This window comes from Burkholderia sp. YIM B11467 (assembly GCF_052952715.1).
Map to the genome: position 1 here is coordinate 216,490 of NZ_JBQVSQ010000003.1, position 25,068 is coordinate 241,557.

The following is a 25,068-nucleotide window of genomic DNA, read 5'->3' on the forward strand; positions in this document are numbered from 1 at the left end:
CGGCCCGATCGACCGGGCCGCGCACGCCGGTTTGCCATCATTCGGCTCTGACCGACGCTTCTGCCGGTCACGCATAGCCGTCCGCAACTGGCCGGCCGCGTGTAAACACCTACTCCGCCGCCGCCCGGATTTCCGGGCGAACGCGCGTCGCGCGACTTTCGCGCCCACGCCCCGTCACGCCTGCGTTTCGGCCCGATGCGCACGCATCGGCGCCCCGATACCGCGCGACGGGCCTATGATCGACATGATCGCCTCCTGATAGCCCGGATCACCGCCCGGCAATGTTCCCGCCGTATTGCGGTGCTATCTTCGCGACTGGATGGCGATCTACGTGCGCGAGGCCAGGCGGTCTCACCACCCCTGCGTAACGCGCGCCCGATCCGCAATGTCGAGTGAATTCATCATGACAACGCAAACCATCCGCATCCGTCACCCTCATGGCGTCCGCGCGACCGGCGGCGCCGTTCGCGCGCGCCGTCAGTGCGCCGCCGCCGCACCGCATCAGCCGTGCGGCCGGCCTGCCCCGCTCCCGTCCGTCCTCGTTGCCGCCGCGCTCGCCAGCCCGCGCCGCGTGTCGTGCCGCGTTTTGCCGAACGGAGCGTGCTGATGGAAGCCTGGCTCGGCGATCTGCAGCAACTGCTCGCGCACGGCGAAGCGGCCGTGCTCGTGACGGTCGCGCATACCGACGGCTCCGCGCCGCGCGAAGCCGGCACCAAGATGCTGGTCACGCGCGACACGGCGCGCCATACGATCGGCGGCGGTCATCTGGAATGGAAAGCGATCGAGATCGCGCGGCATCTGCTGAAGGATGGCGCGCACGTACCCCACGCGCGCAGGCTCGAGCGGCTCGCGCTCGGCCCGAGCCTCGGCCAGTGCTGCGGCGGCGCAGTCGTGCTCGCGTTCGAGCGGCTCGACGTCGGCGATCTCGGCTGGATCATGTCGCTGGCGAAACGCGTCGCGGCCGGCGCCGCGACCGTGCGTAGCGTATCATTCGGCCCCTCGCCGGGCGCGCCGCTGCTGAGCGAGCCCGAATCACCGGCCGCGCGCGCCGACTGCCTGCTGTGGGAAACCGGCGGCGTGTCGCTGATGACCGAAACGATCGCGCCGTATGCGTTCCCCGTCATGCTGTTCGGCGCCGGGCACATCGGCACCGCGCTCGTGAAGGTGCTGGCGACGCTGCCGTGCCACGTGCGCTGGATCGACGGCGCCGATGCGGTGTTCCCGCCCGCGGAAGCGCTCGCCGGCATCGGCAACCTCGCGATCGACGCGGCCGCTGCCCCGGCCGACGCCGTCGACGCGGCGCCGCCGCAGTCCTACTACGTCGTGATGACGCACGACCACGCACTCGATTTCGTGCTGGCCGAGCGCATCCTGCGGCGCGGCGACTATGCGTACTTCGGGATGACCGGCTCGCACGCGAAACGCGCGCAGTTCGATCATCGCCTCGCGGCCATCGGCATCGACCCGGCCCAGGTCGCGCGGATGCGCTGCCCGATCGGTGTCGAAGGCATCATCGACAAGGCGCCCGAAGTGATCGCGATCTCGGTGGCTGCACAATTGCTGCAGGCCGTCGAGGCGAACGCGCCCGTGCAGGCTTCCCCTACCCACTGACCGACCAAGAACGACGCCATGACCCCGACATTCAAGGACAAGATTGCCCGCGCGCCGAAAGCGGAGCTGCATATCCATATCGAAGGCTCGCTCGAGCCCGAACTGATTTTCGCGCTCGCGCAGCGCAACGGCGTGAAGCTCGCGTACGACTCGATCGACGCGCTGCGCGCCGCCTACGCGTTCACCGACCTGCAGTCGTTCCTCGACATCTATTACGCAGGCGCGAGCGTGTTGCTGACCGAGCAGGATTTCTACGACATGACGGCCGCGTACTGCGAACGCGCGCTCGCCGACCACGTCGTCCACACCGAACTGTTCTTCGACCCGCAGACGCACACCGAGCGCGGCGTGCCGATCGAGACGGTCGTCGCGGGCATCGAGCGCGCACTCGCCGATGCCGAACAGCGCGGGCTGTCGAGCAAACTGATTCTGTGCTTCCTGCGCCACCTGTCCGAAGAGGACGCGCTCGCGACGTTCGAATCCGCGCTGCCGCTGTTCGAGCGCTATCGCCACCGGCTGATCGGCGTGGGCCTCGATTCGTCCGAGCTCGGCCATCCGCCGACGAAGTTCGCACGCGTGTTCGAGAAGGCGCGCGCGCTCGGGCTGAAGCTCGTCGCGCATGCGGGCGAGGAAGGCCCGCCCGCCTACATCTACGAAGCGCTCGACGTGCTGAAGGTCGACCGGATCGACCACGGCGTGCGCAGCATCGAGGACGCGGCGCTCGTCGAACGCCTCGCCAGGACGCGCACGGCGCTCACCGTCTGCCCGCTGTCGAACCTGAAGCTGTGCGTGTTCGACGACATGGCGAAGCACACGCTGAAGGCGCTGCTCGAGCGCGGCGTCGCGGTGACGATCAACTCCGACGATCCGGCGTATTTCGGCGGCTACGTCAATGAAAACTACTTCGCGACGGCCGAAGGGCTGCGCCTCACGGATGCCGAAGTCCATGCGGTGATCCGCAACGGCTTCGAGGCGTCGTTCATCGACCCGGCGCAGCGCGACGCACTGTTCGCGCGCCTCGACGCGTACTGGCAGGCCGCGTGACGGCCCGCATCGAGGAACGCTAGACAGATGAATCACGGCAACGGCATCCGCTTCGCGACCACCGGTTCGGCCATGCGCCAGGCCGGTCGCCTACGTGCGCCCGGCGCGAACGCGTGTTGCGCGATCGTTGCCTGCCCGCGCGTGCCGTCGCGGCTTGCCGTTCCGTGCGCCGCCGCACCGGTCGCGCTCGCGATGGCCGCGAGGTTCGCCGGCAACCATGCGATGGCGGCTTCGGCCGCCACGAACGCCCGTGCAATCGCATCCGGCCGTACCGCACACCGTGCGTCGCGGCCGCTCGCGAAGCGCCGTCCCGCCCCCGCGCGGACGGCGTCATCCATGCCGTCGCCCGCGCGGCGTCGATCGCTTTCTTCTGTTCGCCTTACCTTGATGCAGGACCATTCGTCATGACGCAAACCGCTTTTCGATCCCAACTGCTGACCTTCAACGGCGACCCGGCACAATCAAGCCAGGCCGCGAACTACGAGACCGACGGCCTCCTGATCGTCGACGACGGCAAGGTTGTCGCGGCCGGCCCGTATGCGCAGCTCGCCGCGACGCTCGCGCGCGACGCGATCGTCCATGACCTGCGCGACAAGCTGATCGTGCCCGGCTTCATCGACACGCACATCCACTATCCGCAGACGGACATGATCGCGTCGCCGGCGCCGGGCTTGCTGCCCTGGCTGGACAAGTACACGTTCCCGACCGAGCGCCAGTTCGGCGATCCCGAGCATGCACGCGAAGTCGCCGACTTCTTCGTCGATGAACTGCTCGCCTGCGGCACGACCAGCGCGCTCGTCTACTGCACGGTGCACAAGCAGTCGGCCGACGCGCTGTTCGCGGCGAGCGACGCGCGCGACCTGCGGATGATCGCCGGCAAGGTGCTGATGGACCGCAACTGCCCCGAATTCCTGCGCGACACCGCGCAATCGGGTTATGACGACAGCGCCGAGCTGATCGACCGCTGGCACGGCAAGGGCCGCCAGATGTACGCGTTGACGCCGCGCTTCGCGCCGACGTCGACCGAGGCGCAGCTCGAGGCGTGCGGCGAACTCGCGCGCCGCCATCCGGACGTGTTCGTGCAGAGCCACGTCGCGGAAAACGTCGACGAGGTGAAATGGGTTGCCGAGCTGTTCCCCGGCCATCGCAGCTATCTCGATATCTACGACCGCTACGGGCTGCTGCGTCCGCGCGCGGTGTACGGCCACTGCATCCACCTCGACAATGAAGACCGCCGCCGGATGGCCGAGACGCGCACCGTCGTCGCGCACTGCCCGACGTCGAACTTCTTCCTCGGCAGCGGGCTGTTCGATTTCGACAAGGCCGGCGAATACGACGTGCCCGTCACGCTCGCCACCGACGTCGGCGGCGGCACGTCGTTCTCGATGCTGCAGACGATGAACGAAGCGCACAAGGTCGCGCGGCTGTCGGGCCATCACCTGACTGCCACGCGGATGTTCTGGCTCGCGACGGCCGGCGCCGCGCAGGCGCTCGACCTCGCCGACACGGTCGGCACGCTCGCGCCGCGCACCGAGGCCGACTTCGTCGTGCTCGATCCGCAGGCCACGCCGCTGCTCGCGCGCCGTACCAAGCGCGCGGATTCGCTCGAGGAACTGCTGTTCGCGTTCGCGCTGCTCGGCGACGACCGCGCGGTGTACCGCACCTACGCGGCCGGCGAGCTCGTCCACGAGCGCGGCGCCGCACGCCGCGCCGCCGCGTAACACGTCACTGCGCGCCGGGGCGCTCGTCCCGGCAGGCGCGGCGGCATATCCGTCACCGCGCATGCCGGGCATGCGCGCAGCCAGCCACGCGCCGATCGCGCCCCGACGCTTGGCACGGCGCTACCCGGCACGCTTTCGCGCGCATCGCGCGCCGTGCTAGAATTCGCCCCTCATTGGGGAGTAGCCGCTCCGCTCGATGTCCCGCGCCCCCGGCGCGCATCGTGACGGAGGCGTCCGTCAACAGACTTGGCCATTTGGCCATGGCGGGCGCAGCCACCGAGGCCTGGCGAGACCGATGGTTCATAGCGCGCCGCATCAGGGCCCGGCGCGCCGTGGATCGTCGCTCGCACGCACAACATCGGCCCGCGGAACCCCATACGTGTCCCAAGCCTTCCTGATCTCCACCGGCGCCGTCGCCCTCGCTGAAATCGGCGACAAGACCCAACTGCTTTCCCTCGTACTGGCCGCGCGCTATCGCAAGCCGGTGCCGATCATTCTCGGCGTGCTCGTCGCGACGCTCGTCAACCACGGTTTCGCCGGCGCGCTCGGCGAATGGCTCGGCGTGCTCGTCACGCCGTCGATCATGCGCTGGGCGCTCGCGTTCTCGTTCATCGCGATGGGGTTGTGGATCCTCGTGCCGGACAAGCTCGATGCCGACGAAGCGAATGCCAACCGTTCGCGGCTCGGCGTGTTCGGCGCGACCCTCGTGGCGTTCTTCCTCGCGGAAATGGGCGACAAGACGCAGATCGCGACCGTCGCGCTTGCCGCGCGCTTCCAGGACTACATCGGGGTCGTGGCCGGTACGACGTTCGGGATGATGCTCGCGAACGTGCCCGCGATCCTGCTCGGCGACCGCTTCGCGCACCGTCTGCCGACGAAGCTCGTGCACGGGATCGCGGCCGTGCTGTTCGTCGTGCTCGGCGCACTGGCGCTGCTGGGCATCGGGGTCTGACGAACGGAGATGGCCGGCGCGGCCGGACGGCCGCGCCGAGGCTGACGCTGGCGCCGCGTTACTTCGCGACGGCCGCGCCCGAAGCCGGCGCAGCCGGCACCGCGCGCTCGTTGGCGGCCGGCGCCGCCGGCCCGCCGCGCTTGTCGACCGGCAGCCGGACCGAGCGGACCGCGCCGTTCGACAGCGGGAAATCGGCGAGCGCGCTGCGCGCGAGGAACGGCATCGCGTACAGCAGCGTGCCGTTGTCGCCGGTCGTGCGCGCGGTCACGTTGTAGACCTCCTTGCCCGTCGCGCGCTCGGTGATGCGGATGCCGAGCGTGTAATCGAACACCTGGTACGTCTGCGCGACATAGCCGGCCGGCATCGGCCCCCAGGGCCCCCACGGGCCCCACGGCCCGCGCCCCCAGTACGGCCCGGGCGCGAACCACGGGTCGTAATAGACCGGCTGCGGCACCGTCACGAGATCGCTGCCGACCGCATAGGTCAGCCCGACCAGATACCGTGCCTGCGCCTGCGGCACCTGCCGGAACGCATACGCGGACAGCTCGTTCCCGACGATCGGCTCGTAGGTCGACTGCTCGATGCTGTTCTTCTGCGCATCGGTACGCGTGAACGCATAGGTGCGTGTCGCGTCGCTGCCGCTCCAGTCGGAGAAGGCCGTGACCTGGGTCGTCACGTAGCTGGTGCAGCCCGTCAGCAGCGCCACGCACAGCGCCGCCGCCCAGCCCGCACCGCGAAAAATCCATTCGCGTTTCATGTTGATCCTCGTCGATCCGTCACCCGTTGGTCGCACCGCGCGAACCGGACGGGATGCCGATAATACGCGGACTCCCGGAACCGGTAAAAAGTTCGCCCGGCACGCAGCCGCAAGCCTTTGTACAATGGCCCGGTTCGCCCGGCCCGTGCCGCGGGCCCGTCCCCCACTCCACCGATCTCGACGACCATGTCCGACAACGCTTCCTCCACCGTGATCCGCCGCGCCGACTACACGCCGCCGGCCTTCCTCATCGACTCCGTCGCGCTCGAATTCGATCTCGCGCCGGCCCGCACGATCGTCAGGAATACGATGCGCGTGCGCCGCAACCCGGACGCCGCGCCCGCGCCGCACCTGGAGCTGTTGGGCGAAGCGCTCGAATTCGTCGGCGCATGGCTGGATGGCACGCCGCATGGCGCCGTGCGCGCGCACGAGCACGGGCTGACCGTCGAGAACGTCCCCGAAGCGTTCGAACTGACGCTCGAAAGCGCCTGCGCGCCCGACCAGAATACGACGCTGTCGGGCCTCTACGTGTCGAGCGGCAACTTTTTCACGCAGTGCGAAGCCGAAGGCTTCCGCCGCATCACCTACTTCCTCGACCGCCCGGACGTGATGGCGTCGTACACGGTGACGCTGCGCGCCGACAAGGCCGCGTACCCGGTACTGCTGTCGAACGGCAACCTCGTCGATTCGGGCGACCTGCCCGACGGCCGCCACTTCGCGAAATGGGAAGACCCGTTCCGCAAGCCGAGCTACCTGTTCGCGCTCGTCGCGGGCAAGCTCGTCGCGATCGAGGAGAAGATCACGACCGGCTCGGGCAAGGAAAAGCTGCTGCAGGTGTGGGTCGAGCCGGCCGACCTCGACAAGACGCGTCACGCGATGGATTCGCTGATCCACTCGATCCGCTGGGACGAGAAGCGTTTCGGCCTCGAGCTCGATCTCGACCGCTTCATGATCGTCGCGGTCGGCGACTTCAACATGGGCGCGATGGAGAACAAGGGGCTCAACATCTTCAACACGAAGTACGTGCTGGCGAACCCCGAGACCGCGACCGACACCGACTTCGCGAACATCGAATCGGTGGTCGGCCACGAGTACTTCCACAACTGGACGGGCAACCGCGTGACCTGCCGCGACTGGTTCCAGCTGAGCCTGAAGGAAGGCCTGACGGTGTTCCGCGACCAGGAATTCTCGGCCGACATGGCCGCGGGCGACGAGGTCGAATCTGCCGCCCGTGCGGTCAAGCGCATCGAGGACGTGCGCGTGCTGCGCCAGCTGCAGTTCGCCGAGGACGCGGGCCCGATGGCACACCCGGTGCGCCCGGAAAGCTACGTCGAGATCAACAACTTCTACACGATGACCGTCTATGAGAAAGGCTCGGAAGTCGTGCGGATGTACCAGACGCTGTTCGGCCGCGACGGTTTCCGCAAGGGGATGGACCTGTACTTCAAGCGCCACGACGGCCATGCGGTGACCTGCGACGACTTCCGTCACGCGATGGCCGACGCGAACGGCCGCGACCTCGCGCAGTTCGAGCGCTGGTACAGCCAGGCCGGCACGCCGCGCGTGACGGTGAAGACCGCGTACGACGCGGCCGCGCGCCGCTATACGGTCACGCTCGCGCAGGGCTACGGCGACGCATCGCCGGCCGCGCGCGAAACGCAGCAGGGACCGCTGCTGATTCCGTTCGCGATCGGCCTGATCGGCCGCGACGGCCGCGACCTGCCGCTGCGTCTCGACGGCGAAGCCGCCGCAGCGGGCACGACGCGCGTGCTCGACTTCACCGATACCGAGCAGACCTTCACGTTCGTCGACGTGCCGGAACAACCGCTGCCGTCGCTGCTGCGCAACTTCTCGTCGCCGGTGATCGTCGAGTACGACTACAGCGACGACGATCTCGCGTTCCTGCTCGCGCACGACAGCGATCCGTTCAACCGCTGGGAGGCCGGCCAGCGCCTCGCGACGCGCGCGCTGCTGACGCTCGCCGCACGGGCCGCCACGAACGAACCGCTCACGCTCGGCGCGAACTTCGTCGCCGCGTTCCGCCGCGTACTGACCGACGCGACGCTGTCGCCGGCGTTCCGCGAACTCGCGCTGACGCTGCCGTCGGAAACCTATCTCGCCGACCAGATGGCCGAGGCCGACCCGGCCGCCGTGCATCGCGCACGCCTGTTCGTGCGCCGCCAACTCGCGACCGCGCTGCGCGCCGACTGGCTCGCCGCCTACGAACAGCACCAGACGCCCGGTGCATACGAGCCGACGCCGGAGGCCTCCGGCCGCCGCGCGCTGAAGAACCTCGCGCTCGCGTATCTCGCCGAACTCGACGACCCGGCCGATGCCGTGCGCCTCGCGACCGCGCAGTACGACGCGGCGAACAACATGACCGATCGCGCGGCGGCGCTCGGCGCGCTGCTGTCCGCGGCGGCCGCGGGCGGCAACGGGTCGGCCGAGCACGCGCTCGACGACTTCTACCGTCGCTTCGAGAAGGAAGCGCTCGTGATCGACAAGTGGTTCGCGATGCAGGCTGCGCAACGCGGCACGCCCGCGCAGCCGACGCTCGCGAAGGTCCGCAAGCTGCTCGCGCACCCCGCGTTCAACCTGAAGAACCCGAACCGCGCGCGCTCGCTGATCTTCAGCTTCTGCGCGGCCAACCCCGCTCAATTCCACGCGGCGGACGGCTCGGGTTACGCGTTCTGGGCCGAACAGGTGCTCGCGCTCGACGCGATCAACCCGCAGGTCGCGGCGCGCCTCGCCCGCTCGCTCGAACTGTGGCGCCGCTACACGCCCGCCCTGCGCGACCGGATGCGCGAAGCGCTCGAGCAGGTCGCCGCCGGTGCGAAATCGCGCGACGTGCGCGAGATCGTCGAGAAGGCGCTCGCATAACGCAACCGACCGCGCCGCGTACGCGCGATACAGCCGGCGCCGCCTGTCGCGGCGCCGGCTTTTTTATTGCACGAATGCAACCAACACCGGGGCCAATCGCGGGGTCTGACCGCGCGGTTGGCCGCCGCGACCATGCGCATTCCGCCTGGCGCCGACGCCTGAAACCGGGCCGACTCGGCCGCCCGGCCATGTAACCGGACGAAAAAAGCCGGCGGCACGGAAAGCGCGGCGGGTAAAATTACGGCCATTCAAGGATTCTTTTGGCCTTTCGGAGTCTGTCATGTCCATTGCCCGCCGCACCACGCTGTCGAAATTCCTGATCGAACAGCAACGTGAGACCAACAACCTCCCCGCCGACCTGCGCCTGCTGATCGAAGTCGTCGCACGCGCGTGCAAGGCGATCAGCTACAACGTGTCGAAGGGCGCGCTCGGCGAAGCGCTCGGCACTGCCGGCACCGAGAACGTCCAGGGCGAAGTGCAGAAGAAGCTCGACATCCTGTCGAACGAAATCCTGCTCGACGCGAACGAATGGGGCGGCAACCTCGCCGCGATGGCGTCGGAAGAAATGGAAACGTTCTTCCCGATCCCCGCGAACTACCCGCGCGGCGAATACCTGCTCGTGTTCGACCCGCTCGATGGCTCGTCGAACATCGACGTGAACGTGTCGATCGGCACGATCTTCTCGGTGCTGCGCTGCCCGGACGGCAAGCAGGCCACCGAGGAATCGTTCCTGCAACCCGGCACGCAGCAGGTCGCGGCCGGCTACGCCGTCTACGGCCCGCAGACGGTATTCGTGCTGACGACCGGCAACGGCGTGAACTGCTTCACGCTCGACCGCGAAGTCGGCTCGTGGGTGCTCACGCAGAGCAACATGCAGATCCCGGCCGACACGCGCGAATACGCGATCAACGCATCGAACGCGCGCCACTGGTACGACCCGGTCAAGCGCTACGTCGACGAACTGAACGCCGGCAAGGACGGCCCGCGCGGCGACAACTTCAACATGCGCTGGATCGCGTCGATGGTCGCCGACGTGCACCGTATCCTGAACCGCGGCGGCATCTTCATGTACCCGGCCGACAAGCGCACGCCGGATCGCCCGGGCAAGCTGCGCCTGATGTACGAAGCGAATCCGATGTCGTTCATCGTCGAACAGGCGGGCGGCGCCGCGACGACCGGCACGCAGCGCATCATGGACGTGCAGCCGACGGGCCTGCACCAGCGCGTGCCCGTGTTCCTCGGTTCGAAGAACGAAGTCGAGCGTGTGACCGGTTATCACGACGACGCGAAATAATTTGCACTGCAGCACTGGACGGAGGTGCGAGACACAAGTAGAATCGCGCCTCGCGATGTGGCCCTGACCGGTCGCATCGCGGTGAAGTGAAGTGAAAGCGGGAAGTCCGCCGGATCGATGGTTTCGCGAAGCAGCAGCAGCAAGCTGAAAAAAAGTTCGCAAAACCTATTGCCAAGATCTCGGATTTGACCATATAATTTCATTTCTCTGCTGCCGGTGTAGCTCAGTTGGTAGAGCAGCGCATTCGTAATGCGAAGGTCGTAGGTTCGACTCCTATCTCCGGCACCAAGACATAAAGGTCTGACAAGCATCGCTTGTCAGACCTTTTCTCTTTTCCGGCGCCGAAATCGTGCGCCCGTCCTCTCCCCGCCATCTCCGCTTGCGGGCATCTCCCGACTCACGTGCCGCGCGCCGCCGATTACAATCGCCGGACCACTCCGCCCTCTCCTTCGCATCATGCGCACCTGGCGTCTCGAGCGACCGAATCTCACCGGGCAACTGGACGTATCCCGCGCGACGGGCCTCGTCGCCGCGATCGGCGGCAACGATCCGAACGCGTTCGCGGCCGAGGTCCTGAAACTGTTCGACGATGCGCTGTCGATCACGCAGTGCACGATCTTCGCGTACGAATTCGGCAACCGCCCGCGCACGATGTCGGTCGCCGATCATCGCGGCGGCCGCTACCTGCGCGACATCGCCGACACCTACGCGCGACATTTCTACGCGCTCGACGGCAACCAGCAGATCGTGTCGAGCGCGCATCGCGGCGCACGTCGTCATGACCTTCTGCTGCATCAGCAGACCGGCGACGAAATCGGTCACGAAGCGTATCGCGCCGCCTGCTATCGCGGCCCCGATGTGTCCGACCGGCTGGCGCTGCTGATGCAGCCCGGCGATGCGGTCTGGCTGTCACTCAACCTGTACCGTGCGCATCGCAGCGGTGCGTTCCAGCCGCGCGAGATCGCATCGATCGAAGCGCTCGCGCCGCTGATCGCGCAGGCCGCGAAGCATCACTACGCGCTTGCCGGCGCGGCGCAGATCGGCATCCCGCAACGGATGCTCGCGCGACTGCGCAACGCATGCCCCGCATTGTCCAAGCGAGAACTCGACGTGCTGCGCGGCGTACTCGAAGGCCAGACCGCGCACGAGATCGGCGAGACGATCGGCGTGAAGGCATCGAGCGTCGTCACCTACCAGAAGCGCGCATACCGGCGCCTCGGCATCTCGAGCCAGCGCGAGCTGTTCGCGCTGTGCATGCAGCCCTGAGCCCGCCCCTGCCCGATCTGCCCGCCGCAAGCGCAGCGGGATGATTCCAGCGCGACGCTGTACCCGGAATGGGGACAGCGGCGGTCCGGCCGGCTTCCATACTGCAGCGACCTGTTGCACGCATCGCACCACCGATGCGCGCATGTCGAACCGGACTACCCTGGAAGCCAACGATGGCCATCGAATTCAAGCCCTATCCGTTCGTCGCCAAGCGCTATCCCGCGCACCTGCCGGCCCGCGACGCCGGCATCGATACGCACCGGCATCGCATCGCGATCGTCGGCGGCGGCCCTGTGGGCCTCGCCGTCGCGCTCGGTCTCGCGAACCACGGCATCCGCAGCGTGCTGATCGAGGCTGACGATGCGGTCTGCCACGGCAGCCGCGCAATCTGCATCTCGCGGCGCAGCCTCGAGATCATCGAGCGGCTCGGCGCGCTCGACGACTTCCTGCGCGTGGGGCTGCCATGGACCGGCGGACGCAGCTTCTATCGTCGCGACGAAGTTCTGCATTTCACGATGCCGCAGGACGAAAACCAGAAGCTGCCGCCGATGGTCAATCTCGCGCAGTATCACATCGAGCAGTTCCTGCTCGACGCCGCGCTGCGCCGCCCCGAGCTCATCGAGATCCGCTGGCAGACGAAGGTCACCGGCGTGACCCGGCAGCCGAACGGCGTGCGTCTGGACGTCGACACGCCGCACGGCGGCTACGCGCTCGACGCCGACTGGGTCGTCGCGTGCGACGGCGGACGCAGCACGATGCGCGACGCGCTCGGCCTGTCGCTCCAGGGCACGAGCTACGAGGGTCGTTATGTGATCGTCGACATCGCGCTCGACAGCGACCGGCCGACCGAACGGCTCGCGTACTTCGATCCGTCGTCGAACCCGGGTTCGACCGTGCTCGTCCACAAGCAACCCGACAACGTGTGGCGGATCGACTACCAGCTGCGCGATGACGAGGATGCCGAAGCAGCCGTGAAGCCGGAGAACGTGATCCCGCGCGTGCAGAACCTGCTCGACATGATGGACGAGCGCGGCGACTGGTCGCCGATCTGGATCACGATCTACAAGGCGAACGCGCTGACGCTCGAGCGCTACCGGCACGGCCGCGTGCTGTTCTGCGGCGACGCCGCGCATCTCGTGCCGATCTTCGGCGTGCGCGGCGCGAATTCGGGCATCGACGATGCGGACAACGTTGCGTGGAAACTCGCGTACGTGCTCCACGGTATCGCATCGGAGGCGCTGCTCGACAGCTACTCGGACGAGCGCGTGTTCGCGACGCACGAGAACCTGCGCTACGGCACGAAGAGCACCGAGTTCATGGCGCCGCCGTCGTTTGCATTCGAGCTGATGCGCAAGGCGGTGCTGACGCTCGCGGTCCGGCATCCGGCACTGCGTTCGCTGATCAACCCGCGCCAGACGTCGGCAATCGCGTATTCGACGTCGCCGCTCAACGCGGCCGAACGCGATACGTTCTCGGCCGGCCCGGCGCCCGGCACGGTGCTCGCGGAGTGCCCGCTGACGCTGTACGCGACGCATGGCCGCGACACGCGCCGCAGCCACCTGACCGATCTCGTCGCCGCGCGCTTCACCGCGCTCTGCTTTACGGCCGACGGCGCCCCCGATCCATCGCTGGCCGATCTCGAACGACGTCTGCAGAATGCGCGGATCCCGTTCGCGCTCGTCACGCTCGCACGGCACGCGGCGCCGCAGCAACCGGCCTGCGGCGGCCATGACGACGACGGCCGGCTGTTCGACCTGTACGGCGCACGCGACGGCACCGTCTATCTCGTGCGTCCGGACGGGCACGTCCTCGGCCGCTGGCACGACGCTCGCGCCGACGACGTGGCCGCCGCGCTCGAGCGCGCACTGCATCCGAACGCGCCAACCGATCTTCAGGAGACCGCATGATGACCGACGCCGAACGCGACACGCTCTACACCGACCTGTGCCGCACGATGACCCGTATCGGCGAAGCCGATGCGTCGCTCTTTCTTGCCCGTTTCGCACTGCTGTCGATCGAGGCGATCGGCGATACCGCGACCGTCGCACGGCTGATCGCCGACGCAAGCGACGGACTGCCCGAGGCGGGTATGCCGGCATCGACGCACGAACGGTGAAGCGGCCGAACCATGGACGTCACCGCCGACCATTTCTTACAGATTCATTTCGCCGCGCATCGTCCGCGCACGCGCCGCGCCTTGGGCAGACAAATTTCCTGGAAAATCCGGATAAGGGTGCATAACATTACTTAACGATTCTGACCCGTCTATCGCGTTACATTGCGTGGGCGGCGCGGCGGGTCGCAATGCCGCCCTTACCCAGCTTGCGGCGCGACAGCCGGCGTCCGGTCATTTCGACTCAACCCAAGGAGAGGACATCACCATGACTCATGGTTTGATTATGTGGCTCATCATCGGCGCGATCGCCGGCTGGCTTGCCGGCTTGCTCGTCAAGGGCGGCGGCTTCGGGCTGATCGTCGACATCATCGTCGGGATCGTCGGCGCGGTGATCGGCGGCTGGCTCGCCGGCTTGCTCGGCATCAGCATCGGCAGCGGCTTCATCGGCTCGGTGATCGTCGCGGTCGTCGGCGCAGTGATCCTGCTGTTCGTGATCCGGCTATTCAAGCGAGCGGCCTGACGATTCTCTCCACGCGCCTTCGGGCGCGTTTTCGCATCAGGCCGGCGCGCGGCCCGTTCGCCGCGCGCCACCAGCTGTTTCAGCGCTTCGCGCGCTGCAACCAGCCGTCGAGCACGTCGGCCGTCAGCAATCCGCTGCGCGCTTCGCGTGCGCCATCGCGTCCGATCCACACGGTACGCGGCATTTCCCCTCGCCATCCCGCATCGAGCGCCGCCCGCAGACGCTCGGGCATCGGCTCCGCGTTCGCATACTGCGCGACCCGCGGCGGCAGGTTCATCTGCGCGAGCGCCTGCGAGATCGCCCCGCCATTGTCGTCGTACGCATCCATCACGACCATCGCGAGTTGCACCTCCGGATGACGGCGCTGCCACGCGACCAGATGCGCGGCGTTCTCGCGACAGTATCCGCAATCGAGCGACCAGATCTCGACCGCCAGCGGCCGCTCGTGCGCCGTCGCATACAACTGCGCGACGTCGGGCGCGCGCAGCGGTTGCAGTTCGCCGCCGGCCCACGCCGGCACGCTCGCGAGCACGATGCCGATCAACGCAATCAGCCGTTTCATTGCGCGCCCTCCACGGCGATCAGCCGATAGCCATCGTTGCGCGTGCGCCATGACAGGTAGATGCGGCCCGCGTCGTCGAGCAGTTGCGGGTTGTCGCTCGCGCCCGACGTCGACGCGATCACGCGCGGCGCCGACCAGTGCTCGCCGCGATCGTCCGACCGGCGCAGCTTGATCTGCATCGTGTCGCCGTCGAACGCCTTCCATGCGAGCCACACGACGTCGCCGCGCGCGACGAGCGCCGCATGCGACGCCTGCTCGCCGGGCACCGCAGGATTCGCGCCGAATGCCCACGGCGTGCCGCGCGGCCGGCCATCGGCGCCGATACGCGAATAGAACACGTCGGCACGACCGTCGACGACACCGAACCAGGCAAGATGGCGCGTGCCGTCCGGCGTGATCGCCAGCGCCGGCCCATGCTCGGGGCACGCCTCGACGTGCCAGTTCGAGAACGTCGCGCGCACCGGCACGACCGGCTCCGACGCCGATACGGGCAGCACCGCAAGCGCGTGATCACGGATCTGCCCCGGGAACACGTTGCGCCACACGGCCTCGATGCGTCCGGTCGGATCGATCGCCATCGCGATCCGGCAGCATTCGCACGTGTGGTCGGTCACCTTGCGCTCGGGTTCGAACGATGCGCCGCCGTCGCGCGACACCGCGTAGTAGACGGCCGCGCCTTCGTACGCCTGCCCCGCCGCCTTCGCCGCAACGAGATCGCGCTTGTCGATCCAGGCGATCGCGATGTTGCCGGCCGGATCGACGGCCATCATGTCGAAGCGGTGCGTGATCGCCTGCCGGTCGCGGTGCACGGTAACGGGCACGCTCCAGGTCGCGCCGCCGTCGAGCGATCGCGAGAAGCGCACCATGCCCGTGTACGGCGCATCGAGCGGCATCGACCACGACACGTACACCGCGCGCCCATCCGGACTCGTCGCGATCTTCGGGCGATTCTCCGCACTCGTGTAGATCGGCTCCGGCATCACGTTGACGGTGACGGACGCTGATAATGTGCGGCCCGCATCGTCGGAATGCGCGACGACGACGTGCGCGCCTTCGACCCACGCGACCCACAACCGGTGACGCGCGTCGAACGTCGCGCCCGTCGCGAGCGGCTGCTTCTGCTGCGCAGGCGCGGCCTGCATGCTCATGTGCGCGGCATGCGGATCGACGGCCTTCGGCACGTCGTGCGCGCCGGCAGACGACAGCGCCGCGAGCCACAGCGCGCAGCCTGCCGCGAACGACTTCACAGCGACCATTTCAGTTCTCCATAGAAAGTGCGGCCCGGATACGGGTGGAACACGTAGTAACGTCGGTCCGTCAGGTTGTCGATGCCGACCGACGCGGTCCAGTGACGATCGAAGCGGTAGCGCGCCTTCAGGTCGACGACCGTGAACCCGCTCGTGCCGCCGTAGACATCCGGATTCACGTCGCTGTTGTCGAGCGTGTTGAACTGGCGGCCCGAATAACGCACGCCGACACTCGCGAGCCAATGCTCGTCGAAGCGATACGACGCGAGCAGGTTCGCGCGCATGCGTGGAATACGCGGAAAGCGCGAGCCGACATACGCGGGGTTCGCGGCATCGGCGAGGATCTGCGCATTGCTTGCCGACACGTTGGCATCGAGATTGAGCCCGCGCAGCCCGACGTTTTCGCCGCTGAACGCAAGTTCGACGCCACGCACGCGTACGCGGTCGACGTTAGAGATGTTGGTGACGGTCGACGCGCCCGACACGGTTGTCTGGCTGTAGATCGAGTCGCGCAGGTCGCTCTGGAACACGCTGGCGCGCACGACACCGACGCCCACGTCGTGTTCGGCCGTGAAGTCCCAGTCGATCGCCTTTTCAGGCCGCAGGTTCGGGTTGTTGTTGACGATCGCGTTGTTCGAGATCGTGCCCTGGAACAGTTCGCCGACCGTCGGGAAACGCGTGCCGGTCGCGAACGACAGCCGGAAGCGCCAGACGTCCGTCGCGTCCCATTGCAGCGCGACTTTCGGCGACAGCGCGTTCGCGCCGCGGTCCGCATAACCGAGCGTGCCCGCCGCGTTGCCGAGCGCGCCGCCGTACGCATCCCAGCGCTCGTAGCGCAGCCCGAGCGTCGCGAGCCAGCCCGGCGCAAAGCGCCACGCGTCCTGCCCGAACAGCGCCTGCGTGCGCGTGTCGCCGCGATAGACGCTCGACAGCGACGTGGTCGGCCCGGCCAGCCAGTCGGCCGTGTTGTACGTGACGTTGCGCAGGAAGTAGTTGTCGTAGTGATAGCCGAACGTGAACGTGTGGCCTTTCACTTCCGGCGCCTCGGCCTTCAGGTCAAGCGTGCGCCAGCCCGTGCCGTCGCCCTGGAACAGCGTACCCGCGCCGCCTTGCACGGTCGACGCCGCGCGCAGCACGTCGCGCGACACGTCGTACGCGGACACAACGCCCGACAGTCGCCAGCCGGAATCGAGCCGGCCGTTCAGGCCGAGCGCGTACAGCCAGTTCTCCTGGTCGCCGCGCTGCGGCGCGAATGCATTCGGCGCGACGGTCATGTTCCGGCCGCCGATCGACACGTTGCCGCCGTAGACCGGGTTGCCGGCCGCATCGCGCAGGAAGGTTTCGCCGTGCTGCCGGTAATGGTTCTCCCAGTGCCCGAGCGTGAGCGTCGCATCGACGTGGTCGGTGAACGCGTAGCCCATCCGGACCGTCTCGTTGATCTGTTCGGTCCGCTCGATCGTCTGCGCGCCGACGATCGTCCGCGGCTTGCCGTTGGGCCCGATGTCGGTCGCGGCGCCCGTCACGGGCACGGCGGCGCCCAGCTTCGGGTTGTAGGCCGAATTGGGGCTCGCATACTGCATCGGCTGGCCGTTGTTCTCCAGCCGGTCGAGCGACAACGCGAACCAGAACCGGCCGACGCGGTTCGCGATCCGCGCGGTCTGGTGGTTGCCGCCGAAGCTGTCCGCGAATCCGTAGCCGTCGTGGTAGCGCTGCGTGAAGAATTGCGTCGACAGCGACGCCTCGAGCTTTTCCGGTTGGCGCGTCGTGAGCAGCACGGTCGAGCCGATCGAGTTGCCGGGATACAGCGCGGAAAAGGGGCCATAAAGCACGTCGACGCGCGCGATGTCGTCAGGCGGGATCAGCGACCAGCGCGGCGGGTATGCATAACTCGAGCCGAGCAGGTTCGACAGCAGCACGCCGTCGGCGTAGACGAGCCCGCGCGCGCTCTGCAGTTCGTTGAAGTCGCGGCCCGCAAACACGCTGTTGCGGTCGCCGATATAGCGTTTGCGGACCATCAGGTTCGGCGCGTACTTCAGCGCGTCCTCGGTGGTGACGTTGGTGTGCGCATCGATCTGTTCGCGCGTGATCGACTGGACGACGGCCGGCGTATCCGGATCGACGGGTTGCCGCTGCGCGGTGACGCTGACGGCGGTCAGCGTATCGCCGGCCGGCGCGGCCGGCACGGCGGCACCAGCGGAAGCCGGCGCCGCGGCACCGGCGGGACGATCAGCACCACTGCGAGCGGGATCGACGCGTGCGTCGTCCGTCGAGGCCGCATGGGCGGCAGGCCACGCAAAAGCGGCCGCGCACGCGAGCGCGAGCCGTCCGCGCGACGGCCGCGCGGCGAAGGTAGACAACATGAATGATTTCCTGAAAACGTGATCGGACGCCGCCGGACGCGAGCGCGCGCCGCGCACGGACGGCGCGGCACGCGGACCCGGCCGCGGGCGGCACGCGCGCCACCGGGGCGCGCGAACGACATCAATCAGATCGAGGCGTTTTCAGGCGGGGCGCGCGGCTGCGCGAGACGGATGCCCTTGCGGGGAAAATCGGGAACGGCCGGGGCGGCCGCGCGGTAGGCGAAGGTCCGCACGAAGCCCGGCATCGCGGGCAGGCTCGTGCCGAGCGCGACGTTCGCCGCGAAGCCCGGGCAGTACACGCAGTGCGGTACGCCGGCATGGTCGAACGACGACGTGTCGCGGTCGTCGCCCGCCTGCGCGAGCACGATCTGGCGAGCGCCCGCTGCACTGCACAACTCGAGCGTGAGCTCGCCGGAACCGCTCGACGCAAGACGCGCGTAGCCGATGACGGGCGACAGTACGTTCAGTACCAGCGCCAGCCAGACGAGGCTGATCCATCGCGTCGTTCGTTTCATCGCGGCCCAGGAAAAAGTGCGCGCAAGTATAACAAGCGGCCCGATTGTTGCCGATTGCGCACGATGCAATAGTCGGCATCGCACTTCGCATCACAGCGCATGTGCCGTTAATACAACAGAGACAAAATCTAACGATTCGCCTCTGGCATAAATCCAAGCACGAGGTTGATAATTATCCAACCTGCTGGAGAAACGACCATGGACGAAAGACCAACTCGCATGCCACCGCCCGAGCAAGTGATGAGCCCGGATCCGGAACCCGTCGGCGTGGAATTCCTCGCCGAATTGCCCGAGCACGTTCGGGCATTCTTCGACGAGCAGCACAAGCTGTACTCGCCGAAGTGAACGCCTGTTCGGTTCTGTAACCGCCACGTGTCGATCATCGCTATCGTGCGGTTCATCTCTGCGCATCGCGCGCAATTCGCCTCGCACCCGGGCCGCAACAGCCTGACGGTGCCGGATCAGCTCGCCTGCTGATTCTCCTGTCGCGTCGCTACGCCGCGCGACTGTCTTCGTCTATTCTTCTGGTTTTCCACCTCCGGCCCGCCCGGCTCTCCCGATCATTCCGATGAAGCAAGCCATTCGTGCCAGCGTTGCTGTCGCCGCGCTCGGCGTCGCCCTCTTGTCGTCGCCGCGCATCGCCAGCGCGGACGGCGACGACACCGCCCTCACCAACGTGGTCGCGCTCGCGTCGCAGCGCCTCGCGCTCGCCGAACCGGTCGCGCGCTGGAAATGGGCGAATCACAAGGCGATCGAGGACCAGCCGCGCGAAGCGGCCCTGCTCGCATCGGTCGAAAAGCTCGCGGCACAGGCAGGCGTCGATCCTGCGTTCGCACGACAGTTCTTCGAGGATCAGATCGCCGCGAGCAAGGACGTGCAGAACGCCCTGTTCGCGACCTGGCGCGCGACGCGGCCACCCGAAGGCACGCCGCCCGATCTCGCGACCAGCACGCGCCCGGCGCTCGACCGGTTGACGCAGAAAATGCTCGCCGGCCTCGCCCAGGTCGCGCCACTGCGCAATGCGCCCGATTGCCAGGCGCGGCTCGCGCGCAGCATCGCGAACTGGAAGACGCTCACGCGCTACGACTCCACGCAGACCCAAGCACTCGACACCGCGCTGTCGCACGTCTGCTCGGCCGGCGGCGCAAGCGCGATCGGCTGACACGGCGAGGCGCGTATCGCGCCGCTGCGCTCAACCCGCGGGCGTGAGCGCAGCGAGCGGAATCAATTGCAGGCCGCGCGTGAGATGCGTCTGCAGCAGGCGGTGGGTGAAGGGTTCGAACGCGCCGTCTTCCGCGTCGGCCACGAGCCGCGCAGCCGCGTCGAGCGACTCCGCCGAGCCGAGATAGCGCCAGCCGTCGATCACGTGAAACAGACGGCGCTCGCCGTGCGCCTCGAACGCGACGGCGCCCTCGAACGGCCAGGGCGCACCGCCGGCACGGGCGGTGTCCGCCGCGGGACGCCGGTTGTACGACGGGCGCAGCCGCGCGATCCATTGCGCTTCGGCGAGCATCGCACCCAGTTCATTGCCGGTCTCGCGCCATTCGACGCGCCGCACCTGCTGCGCGAGCCGCATTTCCTTCGACGATCGGCGCTCGCCGGTCAGCAACGCGCGCAGCCGCTGCCGCACGCGCACGCTACGGCCGACGTAGAGCGCCGCGTCACCCTCCCCGAACAGCGCATACGCGCCGCACCCGGCGGGCGCGGTATCGAGCCAGGCCTCGGTCAAGTCGCCGCCCAGACGGAAGTGGCGCGTCGTGCGCGCGATCTGGTCGCGCAGCCGCTCGAGCGGCACGATGTCGTGCAACTGGCGCCAGAACTGCCAGATCAGGTCGGCATCCGCCAGCGCCCGGTGGCGCGCAGCCGGAACGAGGCCATGCCGTTCGATCAACGCGTCGAGCCCATGGCGTGACTCGCGCGGAAACAGCGCGCGCGACAGCCGCACCGTACACAGCACATCGGGATTGAACGCGAGGCCGGCACGCTCGAATTCGGCGCGCAGGAAACCGCGGTCGAAACTCGCGTTGTGCGCGACGAACAGTTTGCCGTCGAGCCGCTCGAACAGCGCTGGCGCAAGCGACGCAAACGACGGTGCGTCGCGCACCATCGCGTCCGAAATGCCCGTCAGTTGCTGGATGAACGGCGGAATCGACTGGTCCGGATTGACGAGCGTCGTCCACGTCGACACGCCGAGCGGGCCGATTTCGACCACGCCGATTTCGGTGATGCGGTGCTCGGCAGGCGATCCGCCGGTGGTTTCAAGGTCGACGAAGACGAGCGGCTGCTCGCTGGCGGGATCGGACGGACGGGAATCGGACATGAAGAGACAGGAAAACGGTGCTTCCGTGAGTATGCACCGGCATGCGTGCTCCCGGCCAGCCCGGACCGGAATGTTCCGTCCCCACAAAGCAAAAAGCCCCCGCGAAGCGGGGGCCGGACGTGATCGGCAATGCGCGGCGCGTCAGACCGCCTGGATATTCGCTGCCTGCTTGCCTTTCGGCCCGACTTTGACGTCGAACGAAACACGCTGGTTTTCCTTCAGCGTCTTGAAGCCGTCCATCTTGATTTCGGAAAAGTGCGCAAACAAATCTTCACCGCCATTGTCCGACGTAATAAAGCCGAAACCTTTAGCATCGTTAAACCATTTCACGATACCGGTATCCATGTCTTCGTTCCCCACTCGATTAGATCAAAAAAGCTATTTTTATAGCCGTTTCCCGAAATCCCGAAACATTGCGCCAGCACCTGCACCAGCACGCCGCCCGAGGACGGAGTGCTGACTTTATAAATTGGACAATCCGGGTGCGTCAAGGAAATTTTTAGCGACCGTTTTATCAAAAAAGAGCTAATGTCATTGGAATCGGTACACCGTCGCCTTTAATTAATTGATTCGCACCAAAAACCTGTCAACATTACCGGGATCGGTTCACATATAATCTTTCCCATGAAATTCCTACCGGGGACAAATCGACTCGGTAAAATCCTCGGGGTTTTTTCGGGTTGCGCAAACCCGGGGACATTGACATGCTGCCTCAACGCCGAAAGGAAGGAGAGGGTCATGTGGCTGGACGGAATCAAGCGCTTCGCGAGCCGGCTCGGACGCGTACGCCGCAAGTCCCGCGCCCTGGCCGAGTCCGCTCGTGAAGCGCCGTGCGACACCGAGTTCGATACGACCTGGCACGGCGATCACTGGCAGAACCTGCTCGCATCGCCACTGGATGCCCGTCACTACGTGATGGAAGACTGGACCTACACGCCCCCGATGACCGAAACCGAGGAAGCCGCGCCTGCGGCCAAGCGCAAGCGGCGCTCGTACGCGCAATAGCGCACCGGAAGCGGGGCAAAAAAAAAGCGCGACTGGGAAGTCGCGCCGACAAAGGTTTGGAGATCTTTTCCGTCAACGAAAAAGTCTGCTTCGGAAAGCAGAGATCGCAGTATAACGAGATAACAACCTTTCATTATTCATGCTCCACACAAACCTCTATTGCCGATGTGTCAATAATCGCGCTACGGCCCCCACCGCCCGCCGCTGATCGTTGTCGCGATCACGCAACGCCCGTTACGTAGTCCTGATCGCCATTTTTTTCGCTGCACCGCCGCAAACCCTTGATGGGCAATCGTTTGCGCCAGCCAGCCGATCTTTGCGGATTCCAAAATACATTATTGCTTAAAGCGTGATCCTCCCCCGCTCCGCGCACTCCGTACACTGAAGATGGCTTTCTGATAAGCGCACCGCCGCTCTGCCGGGCCGGCAAAAGCGTCAAGCAAAACATGCCAGTCCGCAGCAGGTTCGATCGACATCATCCTGTTTGGAGACAGATCCATGAAAAAAACCCTGATCGTCACCGCGTTGTCGGGTGTATTCGTTACTGCAGCACATGCACAAAGCAGCGTTACGCTATACGGCCTGATCGATGCAGGCATCACCTACACGAACAATCAGGGCGGCCACAGCAACTGGCAGGAAACGAGCGGTTCGGTCAACGGCAGCCGTTGGGGCTTGCGCGGCACCGAAGATCTCGGCGGCGGCCTGAAAGCGATCTTCACGCTGGAAAATGGTTTCGGCATCAATAACGGCGCGCTGAAGCAAAACGGCCGCGAATTCGGCAGGCAGGCGTTTGTCGGCCTATCGCACAACAGCTACGGTTCGCTGACCTTGGGCCGTCAGTACGACAGCGTCGTCGATTATCTCGGGCCGCTGTCGCTGACCGGGACGCAGTACGGCGGCACCCAGTTCGCCCACCCGTTCGACAACGACAACCTGAACAACTCGTTCCGGATCAACAACGCGGTCAAGTACCAGAGCGCGAACTACGGCGGCCTCAAGTTCGGCGCGTTGTACGGGTTCTCCAACTCGACGTCTTTCGCGAACAACCGCGCGTATAGCGGCGGCGTGTCGTACAGCTACCTGGGCTTCAACTTCGCCGCGGCCTATTTGCAGCTGAACAGCAACGTGAACGCACTCGCGCAGGCCGCGACCGATCCGGGCGCGGTGACCGGCGACTGGACCTTCGCGTCGCGCGTGCAGCGCACCTGGGGCGCCGGCCTGAATTACGGGTTCGGCCCCGCCACGGTCGGCTTCGTGTTCACGCAGACGCGCCTCACCAGCATCCGCGCGATCAGCGCGGGACAGTCCGGCGTGTCTGGCGGCATCACGGGCCTCGGCGGAACCGCGCGCTTCAGCAACTATGAACTGAACGGCCGCTATGCGCTGACGCCGGCGCTGTCGCTCGCCGGCTCCTACACGTACACGCAAGGCCGTCTGGCCGGCGACAAGCCGACCTGGCACCAGTTCAACCTGCAAGCCGACTACGCGCTGTCGAAGCGCACCGACGTCTACCTGCAGGGCGAATTCCAGAAGGTCAACAACGACGGCCTCGACCTCGGCGCCAACATCAACGGGCTGGGCGCCGCGTCATCGACCAACAAGCAGATCGCGGTCACGGCCGGCATGCGTCATCGCTTCTGAGCGACCGGCACATTCGCTGCACGCCGAACAAGAAAGCGCCCCGATGGGGCGCTTTTTCTTTGCCGGACTAACCCGGCCGCCGCTCAGGCCTTGCCCGATGCCGGGTAACGGACGTCGAGCACGTCGATCGGCTGCGGGCCGGCCGGCGTCATCAGCGTCACGGTATCGCCGATCTTCGCCTTGATCAGCGCACGCGCGACCGGCGAAATCCAGCTGACGCAGCCGTGGTCGAGATCGACCTCGTCGATCCCGACGATCGTGATCGTGTGATCCTCGCCGTCCGGGGTCTCGTAATCGACCGTGGCGCCGAAGAACACCTGGTCGACATTCTCCTGCCGGCTCGCGTCGACGACTTCAGCGAGATCGAGCCGCTTCGTCAGGAAGCGGATGCGGCGATCGATCTCGCGCAGCCGCCGCTTGCCGTAGATGTAGTCGCCGTTCTCCGACCGATCGCCGTTCGACGCGGCCCACGACACGAGCCGCACGACCTCGGGGCGCTCGACGTCGATCAGGCTCAGCAACTCGTCCCGCAGCCGCTTGTGGCCGGCCGGCGTGATGTAGTTCTTCGCGCCCACCGGAATCGCGGGTTGAGCCTGGTCGAGATCGTCGTCGTCACCGTCCGACTCTTTGACAAACGCCTTGTTCATGATGCAGATTCAAAACCGGGATGATTGATGCTCCAAGGGTACACGATGGGCGCCCCGGCAAGGCCAAGCAGCGTAATTCGCGAATAAGGCTTCCCTTTTTATACAACCCTGCTATAATTTCGCTTCTGCGTGCGGCTGTAGCTCAGTTGGATAGAGTACTTGGCTACGAACCAAGGGGTCGTGGGTTCGAATCCTGCCAGCCGCGCCACTTTTTTCGAGGGCCTTCCCAACCGAAGGCCCTTTCAGTTCGAAGTAGTAGCTTTTTGTTTTTGCGTGCGGCTGTAGCTCAGTTGGATAGAGTACTTGGCTACGAACCAAGGGGTCGTGGGTTCGAATCCTGCCAGCCGCGCCACCTTTTTGGGGACCTTCCCATCGCAGAAGGTTCCGACAGTTAAGCAGTACCGCTTTGCGTGCGGCTGTAGCTCAGTTGGATAGAGTACTTGGCTACGAACCAAGGGGTCGTGGGTTCGAATCCTGCCAGCCGCGCCATCTTAAAAGGGCTTTCCTCCGGGAAAGCCCTTTTTCTTTTCTGCCTCCCCCTCACCCCTTGCTCGCGTCATGGCATCGTTCGCCCGACCGACCTCGGAAGGCCCCGGCTACGCCACAG

The 25,068-nt window shown here is 66.6% G+C and carries 23 protein-coding genes, 4 tRNA genes and 1 riboswitch; of the genes, 18 read left to right on the plus strand and 9 right to left on the minus strand.

What is annotated here, in order from left to right:
- Positions 1-606 precede the first annotated feature (606 nt).
- Together xdhC and ACTRWB_RS12985 are read left to right on the plus strand one after the other, a co-directional pair.
- Positions 607-1,611, plus strand: coding sequence for a xanthine dehydrogenase accessory protein XdhC (xdhC, locus tag ACTRWB_RS12980; protein WP_446902134.1), 1,005 nt, complete (start codon positions 607-609; stop codon positions 1,609-1,611).
- Between the two features lie 18 nt (positions 1,612-1,629).
- Positions 1,630-2,655 carry an adenosine deaminase gene (locus ACTRWB_RS12985; RefSeq protein WP_343494962.1) on the plus strand — a complete coding sequence of 342 codons (1,026 nt, stop codon included), beginning with the start codon at positions 1,630-1,632 and terminating at the stop codon, positions 2,653-2,655.
- Between the two features lie 32 nt (positions 2,656-2,687).
- Here ACTRWB_RS12985 and ACTRWB_RS12990 read toward each other — a convergent pair whose 3' ends face one another.
- Positions 2,688-2,993, minus strand: coding sequence for a hypothetical protein (locus ACTRWB_RS12990; RefSeq protein ID WP_193097860.1), 306 nt, complete (start codon positions 2,991-2,993; stop codon positions 2,688-2,690).
- A gap of 66 nt (positions 2,994-3,059) precedes the next feature.
- On the opposite strand from ACTRWB_RS12990, the gene guaD reads away from it, so the two are divergent.
- Positions 3,060-4,376 (plus strand): guanine deaminase, encoded by a 1,317-nt coding sequence (gene guaD / locus ACTRWB_RS12995; RefSeq protein WP_412022271.1) that lies wholly within the window; start codon positions 3,060-3,062, stop codon positions 4,374-4,376.
- A gap of 163 nt (positions 4,377-4,539) precedes the next feature.
- A riboswitch (yybP-ykoY riboswitch) is annotated at positions 4,540-4,677 on the plus strand.
- A 78-nt stretch (positions 4,678-4,755) separates the two neighbouring features.
- Entirely contained in the window at positions 4,756-5,328 is a 573-nt protein-coding gene (locus tag ACTRWB_RS13000; RefSeq protein ID WP_174944609.1) for a TMEM165/GDT1 family protein, read from the plus strand.
- A gap of 58 nt (positions 5,329-5,386) precedes the next feature.
- On the opposite strand, the gene ACTRWB_RS13005 is transcribed toward ACTRWB_RS13000, so the two are convergent.
- A complete protein-coding gene (locus tag ACTRWB_RS13005; protein WP_129513986.1) occupies positions 5,387-6,085 on the minus strand; it encodes a DUF4136 domain-containing protein in 699 nt (232 codons plus the stop codon).
- Positions 6,086-6,271: 186 nt separating this feature from the next.
- Here ACTRWB_RS13005 and pepN point away from each other — a divergent pair, with 186 nt between their 5' ends.
- The 7 genes from pepN (at position 6,272) to ACTRWB_RS13040 (ending at position 14,161) form a co-directional block, all read left to right on the plus strand.
- A complete protein-coding gene (gene pepN, locus ACTRWB_RS13010) occupies positions 6,272-8,965 on the plus strand; it encodes an aminopeptidase N (protein WP_446902135.1) in 2,694 nt (897 codons plus the stop codon).
- Between the two features lie 280 nt (positions 8,966-9,245).
- Positions 9,246-10,259: a class 1 fructose-bisphosphatase gene (locus tag ACTRWB_RS13015; protein ID WP_129513983.1), complete on the plus strand. Its 1,014-nt coding sequence runs from the start codon at positions 9,246-9,248 to the stop codon at positions 10,257-10,259.
- A gap of 212 nt (positions 10,260-10,471) precedes the next feature.
- Positions 10,472-10,547: transfer RNA gene (locus ACTRWB_RS13020), tRNA-Thr, on the plus strand.
- 168 nt (positions 10,548-10,715) lie between these two features.
- Positions 10,716-11,525, plus strand: coding sequence for a helix-turn-helix transcriptional regulator (locus ACTRWB_RS13025; RefSeq protein WP_129513982.1), 810 nt, complete (start codon positions 10,716-10,718; stop codon positions 11,523-11,525).
- A 173-nt stretch (positions 11,526-11,698) separates the two neighbouring features.
- Complete coding sequence (locus ACTRWB_RS13030; RefSeq protein ID WP_446902136.1) at positions 11,699-13,432, plus strand: FAD-dependent oxidoreductase; 1,734 nt, start codon at positions 11,699-11,701, stop codon at positions 13,430-13,432.
- A complete protein-coding gene (locus tag ACTRWB_RS13035) occupies positions 13,429-13,641 on the plus strand; it encodes a hypothetical protein (protein WP_446902137.1) in 213 nt (70 codons plus the stop codon). The genes ACTRWB_RS13030 and ACTRWB_RS13035 overlap by 4 nt, the downstream gene beginning before the upstream one ends.
- A 265-nt stretch (positions 13,642-13,906) precedes the next feature.
- Positions 13,907-14,161, plus strand: coding sequence for a GlsB/YeaQ/YmgE family stress response membrane protein (locus ACTRWB_RS13040; protein WP_027788093.1), 255 nt, complete (start codon positions 13,907-13,909; stop codon positions 14,159-14,161).
- Between the two features lie 79 nt (positions 14,162-14,240).
- Here ACTRWB_RS13040 and ACTRWB_RS13045 read toward each other — a convergent pair whose 3' ends face one another.
- The 4 genes from ACTRWB_RS13045 to ACTRWB_RS13060 all read right to left on the minus strand — a co-directional run bounded on the left by ACTRWB_RS13045 (position 14,241) and on the right by ACTRWB_RS13060 (position 18,845).
- Positions 14,241-14,723 carry a TlpA family protein disulfide reductase gene (locus tag ACTRWB_RS13045; protein ID WP_446902138.1) on the minus strand — a complete coding sequence of 161 codons (483 nt, stop codon included), beginning with the start codon at positions 14,721-14,723 and terminating at the stop codon, positions 14,241-14,243.
- On the minus strand, positions 14,720-15,979 hold the full coding sequence (locus ACTRWB_RS13050; protein ID WP_446902139.1) for a sialidase family protein: 1,260 nt from the start codon (positions 15,977-15,979) through the stop codon (positions 14,720-14,722). The genes ACTRWB_RS13045 and ACTRWB_RS13050 overlap by 4 nt, the downstream gene beginning before the upstream one ends.
- A complete protein-coding gene (locus ACTRWB_RS13055) occupies positions 15,967-18,330 on the minus strand; it encodes a TonB-dependent receptor (protein WP_446902140.1) in 2,364 nt (787 codons plus the stop codon). The genes ACTRWB_RS13050 and ACTRWB_RS13055 overlap by 13 nt, the downstream gene beginning before the upstream one ends.
- A 125-nt stretch (positions 18,331-18,455) precedes the next feature.
- Entirely contained in the window at positions 18,456-18,845 is a 390-nt protein-coding gene (locus ACTRWB_RS13060) for a DUF2946 domain-containing protein (protein WP_419686572.1), read from the minus strand.
- A gap of 198 nt (positions 18,846-19,043) precedes the next feature.
- Between ACTRWB_RS13060 and ACTRWB_RS13065 the strand changes: the two genes are divergently transcribed.
- Complete coding sequence (locus tag ACTRWB_RS13065) at positions 19,044-19,190, plus strand: hypothetical protein (RefSeq protein ID WP_009690993.1); 147 nt, start codon at positions 19,044-19,046, stop codon at positions 19,188-19,190.
- Between the two features lie 223 nt (positions 19,191-19,413).
- A complete protein-coding gene (locus tag ACTRWB_RS13070; protein ID WP_446902141.1) occupies positions 19,414-20,007 on the plus strand; it encodes a chorismate mutase in 594 nt (197 codons plus the stop codon).
- A 30-nt stretch (positions 20,008-20,037) separates the two neighbouring features.
- Here ACTRWB_RS13070 and ACTRWB_RS13075 read toward each other — a convergent pair whose 3' ends face one another.
- Together ACTRWB_RS13075 and ACTRWB_RS13080 are read right to left on the minus strand one after the other, a co-directional pair.
- On the minus strand, positions 20,038-21,165 hold the full coding sequence (locus tag ACTRWB_RS13075) for an exonuclease domain-containing protein (protein WP_446902142.1): 1,128 nt from the start codon (positions 21,163-21,165) through the stop codon (positions 20,038-20,040).
- Between the two features lie 141 nt (positions 21,166-21,306).
- Positions 21,307-21,510, minus strand: a complete 204-nt coding sequence (locus ACTRWB_RS13080) for a cold-shock protein (protein ID WP_011351289.1) — start codon at positions 21,508-21,510, stop codon at positions 21,307-21,309.
- A gap of 393 nt (positions 21,511-21,903) precedes the next feature.
- Here ACTRWB_RS13080 and ACTRWB_RS13085 point away from each other — a divergent pair, with 393 nt between their 5' ends.
- Both ACTRWB_RS13085 and ACTRWB_RS13090 read left to right on the plus strand, forming a co-directional pair.
- On the plus strand, positions 21,904-22,170 hold the full coding sequence (locus ACTRWB_RS13085; protein WP_446902143.1) for a hypothetical protein: 267 nt from the start codon (positions 21,904-21,906) through the stop codon (positions 22,168-22,170).
- Between the two features lie 498 nt (positions 22,171-22,668).
- Complete coding sequence (locus tag ACTRWB_RS13090; RefSeq protein ID WP_446902144.1) at positions 22,669-23,814, plus strand: porin; 1,146 nt, start codon at positions 22,669-22,671, stop codon at positions 23,812-23,814.
- Positions 23,815-23,897: 83 nt separating this feature from the next.
- Here ACTRWB_RS13090 and greB read toward each other — a convergent pair whose 3' ends face one another.
- Positions 23,898-24,461, minus strand: coding sequence for a transcription elongation factor GreB (greB, locus tag ACTRWB_RS13095; RefSeq protein WP_446902145.1), 564 nt, complete (start codon positions 24,459-24,461; stop codon positions 23,898-23,900).
- A 131-nt stretch (positions 24,462-24,592) separates the two neighbouring features.
- On the opposite strand from greB, the gene ACTRWB_RS13100 reads away from it, so the two are divergent.
- From ACTRWB_RS13100 to ACTRWB_RS13110, 3 genes are all read left to right on the plus strand, one after another.
- Positions 24,593-24,669, plus strand: a tRNA-Arg gene (locus tag ACTRWB_RS13100).
- A gap of 67 nt (positions 24,670-24,736) precedes the next feature.
- Positions 24,737-24,813 (plus strand) — tRNA-Arg (locus ACTRWB_RS13105).
- A gap of 60 nt (positions 24,814-24,873) precedes the next feature.
- Positions 24,874-24,950 (plus strand) — tRNA-Arg (locus tag ACTRWB_RS13110).
- The last annotated feature ends 118 nt before the right edge of the window (positions 24,951-25,068 follow it).